Source organism: Mesorhizobium sp. M1004, assembly GCF_040318795.1.
In the GTDB taxonomy this organism is placed as follows: Bacteria; Pseudomonadota; Alphaproteobacteria; order Rhizobiales; family Rhizobiaceae; genus Mesorhizobium.
Window position 1 is genome coordinate 251,882 of record NZ_JAMYNB010000001.1, and the last position, 12,296, is coordinate 264,177.

The 12,296-nt window shown below is 65.3% G+C and carries 12 protein-coding genes; 10 read left to right on the forward strand and 2 right to left on the reverse strand.

The features are described 5' to 3' along the window. Nucleotides 1–8 precede the first annotated feature (8 nt). From NKH54_RS01240 to NKH54_RS01270, 7 genes are read left to right on the forward strand one after another with little or no spacing between them, the layout of a single operon-like run. Complete coding sequence (locus NKH54_RS01240) at nucleotides 9–1,283, forward strand: extracellular solute-binding protein (RefSeq protein ID WP_353027601.1); 1,275 nt, start codon at nucleotides 9–11, stop codon at nucleotides 1,281–1,283. 49 nt (nucleotides 1,284–1,332) lie between these two features. Then, on the forward strand, nucleotides 1,333–2,265 hold the full coding sequence (locus tag NKH54_RS01245; RefSeq protein WP_352711669.1) for a carbohydrate ABC transporter permease: 933 nt from the start codon (nucleotides 1,333–1,335) through the stop codon (nucleotides 2,263–2,265). Then, nucleotides 2,262–3,119, forward strand: a complete 858-nt coding sequence (locus NKH54_RS01250) for a carbohydrate ABC transporter permease (RefSeq protein WP_353027602.1) — start codon at nucleotides 2,262–2,264, stop codon at nucleotides 3,117–3,119. Before NKH54_RS01245 ends, NKH54_RS01250 begins: the two co-directional genes overlap by 4 nt. Then, the gene (locus NKH54_RS01255; RefSeq protein WP_031195993.1) at nucleotides 3,116–3,856 is read left to right on the forward strand and encodes a PIG-L deacetylase family protein; all 741 of its coding nucleotides are present in this window, start codon (nucleotides 3,116–3,118) and stop codon (nucleotides 3,854–3,856) included. The genes NKH54_RS01250 and NKH54_RS01255 overlap by 4 nt, the downstream gene beginning before the upstream one ends. After that, on the forward strand, nucleotides 3,853–4,728 hold the full coding sequence (locus tag NKH54_RS01260; protein ID WP_023686510.1) for an ROK family protein: 876 nt from the start codon (nucleotides 3,853–3,855) through the stop codon (nucleotides 4,726–4,728). Before NKH54_RS01255 ends, NKH54_RS01260 begins: the two co-directional genes overlap by 4 nt. After that, nucleotides 4,725–5,495 carry a GntR family transcriptional regulator gene (locus NKH54_RS01265; protein ID WP_023683130.1) on the forward strand — a complete coding sequence of 257 codons (771 nt, stop codon included), beginning with the start codon at nucleotides 4,725–4,727 and terminating at the stop codon, nucleotides 5,493–5,495. The genes NKH54_RS01260 and NKH54_RS01265 overlap by 4 nt, the downstream gene beginning before the upstream one ends. Before the next feature lie 37 nt (nucleotides 5,496–5,532). Next, a complete protein-coding gene (locus NKH54_RS01270) occupies nucleotides 5,533–6,324 on the forward strand; it encodes a sugar isomerase domain-containing protein (protein WP_023686509.1) in 792 nt (263 codons plus the stop codon). Between the two features lie 60 nt (nucleotides 6,325–6,384). On the opposite strand, the gene rsgA is transcribed toward NKH54_RS01270, so the two are convergent. Further along, complete coding sequence (gene rsgA, locus NKH54_RS01275) at nucleotides 6,385–7,410, reverse strand: ribosome small subunit-dependent GTPase A (protein ID WP_023683132.1); 1,026 nt, start codon at nucleotides 7,408–7,410, stop codon at nucleotides 6,385–6,387. A 174-nt stretch (nucleotides 7,411–7,584) separates the two neighbouring features. On the opposite strand from rsgA, the gene NKH54_RS01280 reads away from it, so the two are divergent. After that, entirely contained in the window at nucleotides 7,585–7,722 is a 138-nt protein-coding gene (locus tag NKH54_RS01280) for an endonuclease/exonuclease/phosphatase family protein (RefSeq protein WP_023691904.1), read from the forward strand. A 459-nt stretch (nucleotides 7,723–8,181) separates the two neighbouring features. Here NKH54_RS01280 and NKH54_RS01285 read toward each other — a convergent pair whose 3' ends face one another. Next, nucleotides 8,182–9,777 (reverse strand): GMC family oxidoreductase, encoded by a 1,596-nt coding sequence (locus NKH54_RS01285; protein WP_353027603.1) that lies wholly within the window; start codon nucleotides 9,775–9,777, stop codon nucleotides 8,182–8,184. 305 nt (nucleotides 9,778–10,082) lie between these two features. On the opposite strand from NKH54_RS01285, the gene NKH54_RS01290 reads away from it, so the two are divergent. Together NKH54_RS01290 and NKH54_RS01295 are read left to right on the forward strand one after the other, a co-directional pair. Further along, entirely contained in the window at nucleotides 10,083–11,153 is a 1,071-nt protein-coding gene (locus tag NKH54_RS01290; protein WP_353027604.1) for a sugar ABC transporter substrate-binding protein, read from the forward strand. A gap of 159 nt (nucleotides 11,154–11,312) precedes the next feature. Beyond that, a complete protein-coding gene (locus NKH54_RS01295; RefSeq protein ID WP_023700938.1) occupies nucleotides 11,313–12,296 on the forward strand; it encodes an ABC transporter permease in 984 nt (327 codons plus the stop codon).

Genomic DNA, 12,296 nt, shown 5'->3' on the forward strand with positions numbered 1-12,296 from the left:
GACTGGCAATGAGCATGCTTTCACTTCACCGGCGCGCAGCACTTGGGCTGATCGGCGGCCTTGCCGCCGCCTGCGCCGGCGTCTTCGCCTCATTGCCGGCGCGAGCCGCCGACAGCACGGTGACTCTGTGGAGCTGGCGCACCGAGGACGAGGCCGCGATGCGCCGCATCTTCGATGCCTTCGAGGTGAAGAATCCCGGCATCAAGGTCGCCATCCAGTTCACGCCCGATGCCGACTACCAGAACCGGCTGAGCACGGCGCTGCGCGGCGGGCGCGGGCCCGACATCGCCCAGCTCAAGGCCTATGGCGAGTTGCAGCCCTTCGTCGAGGCCGGCTATCTCGACGCGCTGGACGACAGCGTGCCGGAGCTGAAGAACATGGAGGACGCGGCGCTTGGCGGCGCGCGTGGCCGCGCTGACGGAAAAGTCTACGGCGTGCCCTACTCGGTGCCGATGATGGGCGTCTTCTACAACCAGGATATTTTCGCCGCCCAAGGCATCGAGATCCCCAAGACCTACAAGGATTTCACCGCTGTCTGCGAGAAGCTGAAGGCGGCCGGCATCACGCCGATCGCCACCGGCGGCGCCAACGGCTCGGCCTGGGAACTGGAGATCGCCGTCGGCGTCGTCGGCCCGACCGTCTATGGTCCTGAATTCTACGACGAGATGATGAGCGGCAAGGCGACCTTCGAGGATCCGCGCTATGTGGCGGCGCTGAAGCGCTTCGCAGAGCTGAAGCCGTATTTCCCAGACGGCTTCGCCGGCATCGACTACACCACCGCCACGCAGCAGTTCATCGGCGGCAAGGCGGCGATGTTCCTCGGCGGTTCGTTCGAGAACGGCAGCTTCAAGGCGCAGAACCCGAAGCTGAAATTCTCGATCTTCCCGTTCCCCGCCGACGATGCCGGGGCAAAACTCTACACCTCGGCCTTCTCCGACGGCTCCTATGGCCTGGTCTCCGAGAGCCAGAACAAGGAAGCCGCGACCAAGGTGCTGGGCTTCATGGCTTCGGCAGAGTTCGCGCAGATGTTCGCCGACGAGCTCGGCTGGCCGCCGGCCCGCACGGATGTGACGGTGAAGGATCCAGTGCTGGCCGCGATGATGGAGATGGCGAAGAATTCGACGCCGTATCTGACGCTGGTCGGCTTCCGCTGGCAGTCGCCGACGGCGTCTTCGGTGCTGCAGTCGGAGATCATCGACATGGTCGAAGGCAACATCGCGCCGGAGAAGCTGGCGGCCGACATGCAGGCCGCGGTCGCCACCTGGTTCAAGCCGAAGCAGTAGGCGCGGCCGGTCGCAAAAGCGGCTGGCCTCTCACGGACCAGAAAAGCGCATGAGCACCCTTCGCCGCACCAGCAGCCTTCGCCGCACGCAGCAGCGCATGGCCGTGCTGTTCATCCTGCCGGCGCTGGCGGTCTATGCGCTGTTCGTCCTCTATCCCCTGGGGATGTCGCTGTGGGGCAGCTTCTTCGTCTGGAAGGGGCTGCGCATGGTCGAGTTCGCCGGCCTGTCGAATTTCTCAAGGCTGTTCGTTTTCCCCAGCGGCGCGCGGATCTACGGCGCGCTGTGGCACAACACCGCCTGGTTCTTCGGCATCATGGTCTTCCAAAATGGCCTCGGCCTGTTGTTCGCCTGGCTGCTGTTCCTGCGCGACAAGGGTGCGGCCTTCTTCCAGTCGGTGTTCTTCTTTCCGGCGGTGCTGAGCCCGGTCATCATTGGCGCGCTGTGGCGGTTGCTTTTGGCACCGGGTGGCGTCGTCGAATGGGCGCTGAACGGGCTCGGCCTGCACCAGGGCAGCCTGACTGTGCTCGGCAACAGCCACACCGCGCTCGCCATGCTGATCGCCGTCGATGCCTGGAACTGGATGGGCCTGCCGGTGCTGATCTACACGGCAGGTCTGCGGCAGATTTCCGGCCAGATTTTCGAGGCGGCAAAACTTGACGGCGCCGGCAATGCGCGCATGCTGTTCTCGATCGCGCTGCCGCTGCTGATGCCGGCGCTGGGCACGCTGACGACTTTGTCGTTCATCAACACCTTCAACCAGTTCGACATCGTCTATGTCATGCAGGGCGTGCAGGGCAATCCGAGCTATTCGACCGACACGCTGGTGACGTACTTCTACCGGCTGGCCTTCGGCGCGGAAGGTGCTGTCGGCATCACCGATATTGGTCTGGCTTTGGCGCTCGGCACCGTGCTGTTTTTGATCCTCAGCATCGGCACGCTCATGATGCTGCGCTTCTTCGATCGCCGCACGGTGCAGCTATGAGCGCGCTGGCGATTGCGCAAAGACCGGCCATCTCTCGGCAGCTTGCGCGGCTGCCCGGCTGGACGGTGCTGGTCGTTTGGACGGCGGCCGTGCTGTTGCCGCTCTACATCCTCATCGTCTCCTGTTTCAAGACCACGGCCGAGATCTACGACAACAGGCTCGGCCTGCCGCAAAGCTTTGCCTTCGACAATTTCATCAACGCCTGGACGCGCGCCGATCTCGGCCAGAATTTCATCAACAGCCTGATCGTCACGGGCGGCGCCGTCATCCTCACCATCGTCGTCTCGGCGATGGCCGCCTATCCGCTCAGCCGCTACAAGCTTGGCTGGAATGCCATCATGCTCGGCCTGTTCCTGTCCGGCATCATGCTGCCGATCCGGTTGGCCTCGGTCGAACTGTTCACGCTGATGCGCAATCTCGGCCTGCTGGATTCGCTGACCGGGCTGATCCTGGTCTATTCGGCGATCCGCATTCCCTTCGCCGTGTTCATCTTCGCCAATTTCATGCGCGTCTTGCCCTGCGAGTTGGACGAGGCGGCGCGCATGGACGGCGCCGGCGAGGTCCGCATCCTGTTCCAGATCATCCTGCCGATGGTCAAGCCGGCGGTGTCGATCGTGGCCATCTTCACCGCGATCGCGGTGTGGAACGATTTCTTCTTCCCGCTGATCTTCATCTTCGACGACCGCTACAAGACGGTGCCGCTGGCGATCAGCGTCTTCGTCGGCCAGTTCCGCACCGACTGGGGCCTGGTGTTCGCCTCGCTGGCGATCTCCATGGCGCCCATCCTGATCATGTATTGTCTGCTGGCGCGCCAGATTCGCGAAGGCGTGGGCACCGGAGGAGGCATGAAATGATCGAAGACAGAATTTATGCGGCGAAATCCATCCTGGTGGTCGGCGCGCACGCCTTCGATGCCGAGGTGATGGCCGGGCCGCTGGCGGCCGCTGCCGTCAAGCGCGGCGCCACGGTGACCTTCCTGCATCTGACCATGGGTGAGCAGGGCCATCCGTACCTGGTTCCCGCGCATTATTGCGTGCAGAAGGAAGAGGAAGCGGGCAGCGCGGCGGAGCGGCTCGGCGTCACCATGCGTGGCTTTGGCCTGCGCGACGGCTTCCTGCCCACAGACGATCAGACGGCGCTCGAAGTGGGCGACATCATTCGCGAGCTGAAACCCGAGATCGTCATCACCCATTGGCATGGCAGTTGGCACAAGGACCATCGCGCCGCCGCGCATTTGACGAAGACCGGTATCTTCTTCGCCGGACTGCCGACCGTTGCCAGCGACCATCCGGCGCACACGCCGCAACTGCTGCTGTTCGGCGAGAACTGGGAGGACGATGACGGCTTCCGGCCCGAGCATCTCGTCGATGTCAGCGACGGGTTCGAGGCCTGGCGCGACGCGGTCATGGAGTATGAGCTGGCGCGCGGCCTGAGCAGCTTCCCCTATGTCGACTATTACAGTTCGCTCTACCGGCTGCGCGGCTGCCTGCGCGGCACGCGCCATGCGCAGGCCTTCGCGGCGGCGTCGCATTCGTGGAATGCCGGCAGCGGTCTGTTCTCGCTCCCCTTCGGCAAAGGGTCGGGTCGATGACGCGGGTACTCGCCATCGATCTCGGCGCCACCAATCTGCGCGCTGCCGTATCTACGGGCGATGTCGGTGCGTTGGAGGCGCTGGGCAGCGAGCCGGCGCCGGCAACCCTTGATGCCTTCATTGCGCGCATCGACGCGCTGTGCACTGAGGCCGGGTCGGTCTCAGCGCTTGGCATCGCGGTGCCGGGTCTGGTCGAGGGCTCAATCTGCCGCTGGATCCCCAACTTGCCGTTCCTCGACGGCGTCGATATCCAGCCGCTGTTTCCCAAACTGCGCGTAGCGCTCGGCAATGACGCGCAGATTGCGCTGCTGGCGGAGGCTGTCGAAGGCAGTGCGAAAAACATGTCGGATGCGATCCTGCTCGCCATCGGCACCGGCATCGGTTCGGCGGTGCTGGCCAATGGCCGCATCGTTGCCGGCGCGCATGGCGGCGCCTGCTCGTTCGGCTGGGCCTGCGCCGACGTGAGGGATCATGGTGAAGAGCGCAGCGGCTGGCTGGAGCGCGTCGCGTCGGGCCGGGCGCTTGATGCCCTTGCCGGACAGATCGGCCTTGCCGACGGCCGCCAGCTGATCGCCGCTGCCCAGGCCGGCGAACTGGCCGCACTCACCTTGCTTGAACTGCCGGCGCGACAGCTCGGCACCGCGCTTGCAGGCGCTGTCGCGCTGCTCGATCCGCAAGCGGTTCTGATTTCGGGTGGTTTGGCGGAGGCGCTGGATGTGATCCGGCCGCCGCTGCTTGCAGCGCTGCGACGCCAACTGCCGCCGCATCTGCGCGGCATCGACGTCAAGCCCGGAAAATTCGGTCCCCGCGCCGGCCTCGTCGGCGCGGCGCTGGCCGGCGCCGTTGGGCAAGGGTGGAGGCATGTGCGATGAGCGAAGCAAGCTTTCAGCAGCCGGACCGCAGACGGCCGGAGCCGCTCTGGTATCAGGTCGAAGAGGCGATCCGCGCCATCGTCAAGAGCGGCGAATGGGCAACGGGCGACCAGATCCCGGCGGAGGACAGGCTGTGCGCCCTGTTCGGCGTCAGCCGCATCACGCTGCGCCACGCCTTGCGCAACCTCGAGGAGGCAGGACTGCTCAGGCGCGAACATGGCCGCGGCACGTTCGTGCGCTCGACCACGCTGGTCGCCGGCACGCGCGAGCTGACCAGCTTCACCCAGGAGATGGGCAATATGGGCGTGGTCGCGGGCTCGCGCCTGCTCGACTGCAGCCTGACCACCGCCAACGCGGCGGCTGCCGGCGCGCTGGAGATCGAGGAAGGCGATCCGGTGGTGCGCATTCGCAGGCTGCGGCTCGGCAACAACGAGCCGATCGGCATTCAGACGGCGCAGCTGTCGGCCGTGCGCGTGCCGGGCTTCCTCGATGCCGGCCTGCTGCAGGGCTCGCTCTACGAGGCGCTGGAGCGCCATTACGGCATCGTGCCGGTGGCGGCGCGGGAAAACTACCGGGTCGGCGCGGTCGGCGCGGCGGACGCCGAACTGCTCGACCTCGCTGTCGGCAGCCCGGCCTTCGTCGTCGAACGCATCACCACCGACGAGCGCGGCCCGTTCGAATTCACCGTCTCGATCATGCGCGGCGACCGCTACGAAATCCGCTCGACGCTGCGCGCCGGACGCGTGCCGCTGAACCCGAGAAGCTGATCCATTCCAGACCGACACAGCAAACAGGAGTACCCACGTGTCCGATCTCTACATCCACCGTCTCGCCGCCCTCATCGACCAGGCTGCGAAAGCCAATGAAGAGGCCTTTGGCCAGGCCGCCAGCCGCTTTGCCGACTCGCTCGAGGGCGGCGGGCTGGTGCATCTCTATGGCTCCGGCCATTCGGTGCTGCCGGTGCAGGAAGTGTTTCCGCGCTATGGCAGCTATGTCGGCTTCAACCCCCTGACCGACCCGCGCGTGATGTGGCACAATGTGCTCGGCGCCGGCGGCGTGCGCGAGCTTTTGTGGCTGGAGCGTACGGAAAGATACGCCGAAAAATTCCTCGACCACCAGCCGCTCAACAAGGGCGATTCGATCATCATCTTCGGCCATAGCGGCCGCAACTCGTCGGGCATCGACACCGCGCTCTACGCCAGGAAGCGCGGCATCTTCGTCGTCGCTGTCACCAGCAAGAACAATCTGGACAAGCCGGCGACGCACTCGTCCGGCAAGCGGCTGGCGGATGCCGCCGACCTCGTCATCGACACCTGTTCGCCGATCGAGGACGCCATCGTGCCGGTCGAGGGCTGGAGCCGGCCGGTGTCGGGCTCATCGACGGTGCTTGCCATGATCCTGGCGCATGAGCTGATCGCGCGCACGGCCGAGCAGCTCGCCAAGCGCGGCATCGAACTGCCGGTCTTCGCCTCGCCGACCATTGCCGGCGTGACGCTGCACGACACCGACGTCATCTACGGCGTCTACCGCGAGCGCATGCTGGAGGCGCAGCAGAAGCACCTGCCGACCTTCCAGGCAACGATGCGCGGAGAGTGAAAAAAGGGAGGCCCGGCACATGCCGGGCCTCCGACGTCTCGTTCCGCAATTCCTATCCTCTCAACGCCGCTTCGGGCGCCCGGCAGGCGATTTGTTGCCGCGCGGGCCGCTCTGAACCGGCGTGTTGCCCTGGTTTTCCTCCGACAGCTTGCGCCAGCGGGCAAGGCGCTCAGGGTCGAGCGTACCCGCCTTCAACGCAGCCTGCACCGCGCAGCCCGGTTCGTGGACATGGGTGCAGTCGCGGAACTTGCACAGCGGTGCGAGCTCGGTGATTTCGGCAAACAGCGTGTCGATGCCGGATGCGACGTCGCTGACATGCAGCGTGCGCATGCCCGGCGTGTCGATTACCCAGCCGCCACCGGCGATGGGGTGCAGCGACCGCGCCGTGGTGGTGTGGCGACCCTTGGCATCGTGCTCGCGAATGCCCGCAGTCTGTTGCGGCGATTGCTGCGCCGCTCCGGCCAGCGTGTTGACCAGCGTCGATTTGCCGACGCCGGAGGAGCCGACCAGCGCCACCGTCTGCCCTGCGCCACACCAGGGAGCAAGCGCCGCTGCGGCATCGGCGACGCGCGGGTTCAGCGTCACTACGGGCAAACCACGCTGAAGGGCGGCAGCCTGGCTTTGGTATCTCTCGGCATCGTCAGCGGTGTCGGCCTTGGTCAGCAGGATCACCGGCGTCGTTCCGGCCTCGTTGGCCAGCGCCAGATAGCGCTCGAGCCGGGCGATGTTGAAATCGGCATTGCAGGACGTCACGATGAACAGCGTGTCGACATTGGCCGCGGCCAGCTGCGGGATCCTGCCGCCCTGGGTACGGCGCTCCAGCACCGTCTTGCGGGTCAGCCGGCGGAGCAGCAGATGTGTATGCTGCTCGACCAGCACCCAGTCCCCGACGGCGTAGTCGCCGGTGTTGGCATTGGCCGGCAGCGTCAGATCCACTGGCCCTGCCCGGGACAGGCCGGCCAGGCGGTCGCGGTGCACCGAGGCGATGCGCGTCGGCACGAGGTCTGCCTCATCGGCTTCAAGCTGGTCGCCGAAGAAATCCGTCCAGCCCAGGCTTGCGAGGGAGGCCGTCACGGCTTTGACCAGGGGGACGGCGTCACAGACATCGGAGAGTATCCTTTGGCAAAATGGGCGCGGACCCTCGGGGCGGTTGTTCAAGCCGTGTATGGGCGGCATGGCGGCATTTGGCAAGCCGAACCGCGCCGATGGCCGAGCCGTTTCGCGCACCACGTTGGAACGCATCGCGGCGGTGGTTCGCTGATGCGCTTACGCGTCGTTACTCTCAATGTCTGCAACACGGAAGGCGAACCGGAGCGCCTGGCGGCCATCAACCGGGAGCTGAGGCGGCTCGACCCCGATTTGTCGCTCTCCAGGACGTCGTCCAGACAGCCGATGTGAAATCCCTCGATACGCTGCCGATGGTCTGGATTTGCATGCCACGCATCAGGCCTCGTCGTCGACCTCGAAGTTGGCAGGGACGGCTGAGGATGGCAGGTCGAGAAGCCTGCCAAAAGGGGGAGGGGGATGGCCGGTACCGCAGGGGGCGGGGGGTTGGGATGGGGTTGCCTGAAGCACCGGCCAAAGCGGGACACGTCCCACGCCCACAAGCTAGCAGAGCTTGGATCGGTTCATATGGTGTGATCGCGGAACTGGCGCAAAAGCGCTTTCACATCCCCGCGCCGGCGTCGGCAACGAGCCCGCAACCGGGGGTTTCCGGTCGGTTGGTGGGTTGCGCAAGCGTCGGTTGAAGGCGCTGCGGGAGGCTGTCGTTTTTAGTGCGGTTCGAGTGCTATGCGCTCAGCGACAGGTGCTCAAGGCAGGGCAATCGCGTGGCGCCACCACATGCGATTGTCCTGCTTACGCCACCGGCAGCGTTCGCCCCGCAATCAGATCCGCAGCCTTCTCCGCAATCATGACCACGGCGGCGTTGGTGTTCGACGACACGATGCTTGGAATGACCGAGCTGTCGCAGACACGCAGGCCTTGCAGACCGCGCACGCGCAGCTCGGGATCGACGACGCTGTCGGCATCGCCGCCCATCCGGCAGGTGCCGACTGGGTGATAGGCGCTGCGGCCATGTTCTCGGGCGAAGGCTTCGAGTGCTGAGCGCCCCTGCATCGCCTTGCCGGGCAGATGCTCGCGGCTGATGTATCTGGCGAAGGCTGGCTGCGACAGGATTTCGCGGCTGATCTCGATGCCGTCGATGGCGCGTTCGAGATCATAGCGCTCGGCGAACGGGTTGGGGTCGATGATGGGCGCATCGCGCAGGTCCGCGGACTTGAGCGTGACGCTGCCGCGCGAACGCGGGCGCACATGGTAGGAGTTCAGCGTGCAGCCATTGCCGCCGGGAACCGAGCCGATGCCTTCCTCGACGCCGGCGCCGGGCAGGAAATGGAACTGGATGTCCGGCGTCTTCTCCGCGCGGTCGCCCCACCAGAAGCCGCCGGCCTCGACGATGTTGGAGGCCACCGGCCCCTTGCCGAACAGCGCATATTCAAGACCGGCGACCGCTTGCCAGCGCTTCTTCTTGTAACGGTCGATGCCATGCGGTCCGTTGAGCTCGGCGACGACATCGACGTCCATGTGATCGTGCAGATTCTGGCCGACGTTTTTGGAATCGTGGACCACCTCGATGCCGTGATGGCCGAGATGCACGGCCGGGCCGATGCCGGACAGCATCAGCAATTTCGGCGAGCCGATGGCGCCGGCGGCGAGGATGACTTCGCGCTCGGCGCGGAGCAGTTCGGTGCGGCCATTGACGATGATCTCGACACCGATGGCGCGGCCGTTCTCGACCACGATGCGGCTGACGGAGGCGTCGGTGCGTAGCGTCAGATTCTTGCGGCCGAGCGCCGGCTTCAGATAGGCGACCGCCGTGCTCGAGCGTTTCCCCCGACGCGTCGTCGTCTGGTAGAAGCCGGCGCCCGCCTGCTCACCGGCGTTGAAGTCGGCGCGGAAAGGAAGGCCCGCCTGCTGCGCCGCCTTGACGAAGATGCGGGTCAGCGGATGCGGCGCGCCGCTGGAGACGCCGAGCGGGCCGTCAATGCCATGCTGCGCATCGGCAAAAGTGTCGTTGCCCTCGGAGCGGACGAAGTAGGGCAGCACGTCGGCATAGCTCCAGCCGGCACAGCCGGCGTCAGCCGCCCAGCCGTCATAATCCTGCGGGCAACCGCGGGTGAACACCTGGGCGTTGATCGAGGAGCCCCCGCCCAGCACGCGGGCCTGCGGATAGACCATGGTGCGGCCGTCGATTTCCTTGCCGGGCGCGGTGTCATAGCCCCAGATCAGCGGCCCCGACGTCATCTTGAAGAAGCCGACCGGCAGATGGATGTAGCGATCGGTGTCGGGCGGACCGGCCTCGAGCAGCATGACGGACACGTCCGGGTCCTCGCTCAGCCGGGCGGCCAGAATGCAGCCAGCCGAACCGCCGCCGACAATGATGTAATCCGTCATTTCCACTCCCGGGTTCTCTTTGTTGGAGCATGATCTCCGGACAAAACGGTTTCTCGATTTGTCCGAGAAAACCGGTTCCCACTTCTAGGGATCATGCTCCGGCGGGCGATGAAAATCACCGCCCCTTCCTCTTGCGCGCGACGATCTCAAGTCGCTTGTGCCACGTCAAGACAAAGGGTATGGTTATCGTGTTGAAGGGTTGTCGTACAAGTGGAGGAGCTTGACGATCCTCACCAGGAGGTCCCGGCCGCGCTCCCTGCGCAAGATGCCGGGCGGAACAGAATTCAATCGGGAGGTTTCGAGGTATGAACGACACGAAGAATTTTGCGGTCAACCGGCGCACGCTGATAATGGGCGCCACCGCCGGCGTGGCGGCACTCGCCATGCCGAGCGTGTTGCGCGCGCAGGACAAGCCGACACTGGTGACGTCGATCCGCTCGCTGTCCAACCCCTATCACGCGGTGTGGAAGACCGGCGCCGAAGCGTATGCCAAATGGGCCGGGCTGGAGCACGTCACGCTGGTTTCGGAAGGCAACAGCGAGAAGGGCATTGCCGACATCAAGGCGATGCTGGCCAAGACCGGCGGCAACATGGTGCTGAATTCCGATCCCAACGACACGCCCGATGCGCGCCCGATCGTCGAGGCCTGCGCCAAGGCCGGTGCCTATGTGGTGACCCAGTGGAACAAGCCGGGGGATCTGCACCCGAAGGATTTCAACCCGAACTATGTCTCGCATATCGAGTTCGACGGCATCGACAGCGGCAAGACCATCGCCGAGATCCTGTTCAAGACCATTGGCGGCAAGGGCGGCATCGTCGCACTCGGCGGCCTGATCTCGACCACGGCGGCGATCGAACGCAAGAAGGGCCTCGACGCAGCGCTTGCCGCCAACCCGGACATCAAGCTGCTCGACTTCCAGGTCGCCAACTGGAAGTCGACCGAAGCCTTCGACCTGATGGGCAATCTGCTCACCCGCTTCGGCGACGACATCAAGGGCATCTGGGCGGCCAATGACGATATGGGCTCGGGCGCTCTGGAAGCGCTGCGCGCCGAAAACCTCGCCGGCAAGGTGCCGATCGTCGGCGTCGACGGCATCAAGACGGCGGTCGATGCGGTGCGCACCGGCGAATTCGCCTGCACGGTCACTTCGGATCCGTTCTGGCAGGGCGGCATGGGTCTCGCCATCGGCTACAACGCCAAGATCGGCAAGTTCGACCCGACCAAGGAGCCGCCGGAGCACCGTGAGTTCTACGGCAAGGCGGTGCTGATCTCGCACGACAATGTCGAGGAATATTACAAGACCAATGTCGATGCGAAGCCCGAGATCGACTGGAACGATCTGTGGGGCCGGGTCACCGGAGCAATCCGTACCTGATCCATCGGAGTGGGCTGCACCTCCCTGGCGGCCCGCTTCCTCCCGCAGCCGTCGCGATCCCCTTGTCGCGACGGCTGTCACCAGCAGACGGGAAGCGGTTTCTTGACAATCCATACAGAACCCCTGAAGTCCGTTTCGGACATCGAGCGGACGACGCCCATGACATCGTTCCCCGGCCGCATCGCGACATTCCTGGGCGGCAGGCGCTGGCGCAGCTTGGCGCCGCTGGCGGTGCTGATTGTACTCTGCGTACTCATCGCCATTGCCAACCCCAATTTCATCGAGCTGCGCAATCTGGTGCGGCTTGCGAATTCCGCCGCCGTGCCGCTGACGCTGGCCATGGGGCTGACCTTCATCATCCTGATGGGCAGCATCGACCTCGCAGTCGAAGGCACGCTTTCGGTGGCGGCGATGGTGCTTGTGCTGCTCGCCGCCAATGACGGCAACGGCAACGACTATGGCTGGTGGGCGGTGCTCGCTGCCATCGCCGCCGGCACCGCCATGGGCTTCGTCAGCGGTCTCGTCCAGACCATGCTGCGCATCCCGTCCTTCATGGGCACGCTCGGCATGTGGTTCATCGGCCTCGGCCTGTCGGTCTATATGCTGGGCGGCACGGCCATCAAGCTGAACGACGCCTCGATCCGCGACCTGGCCTTGCACCGTTTCCTCGGCCTTCCGGTGGCGGTCTGGGTCGCGTTCGGCGCGTTCCTGCTCGCCACCGTCATCCAGTATCACACCAAGCTCGGCCGCCACATATTGGCGATCGGCGGCGATGAGGATGTCGCCAAGCTCTCGGGCGTCAATGTCGTGCGCGTGCGCATCACTGCTTTTGCGCTGGCCGGTTTCTTCTTCGGCATTGCCGGTGTGCTTGCCGCCGCACAGCTCGGCCAGTCGCACGCCGTGATCGGTGACGGCAGGCTGTTTGCAGCGGTCACCGCAGTGGTCGTCGGCGGCACCGCTTTGACCGGCGGCGAGGGCGGTGTGGTCAACACGCTGATCGGTGTGCTGATCGTCACCGTGCTTGCCAATGGCATGATCCTGCTCGGCATCTCGCCCTACATCCAGCAGACAGTGCAGGGGCTGATGATCATCGCCGCGGTGGCGCTGTCGCTCGACCGTGTCCGCCTGAAAATCGTCAAGTGA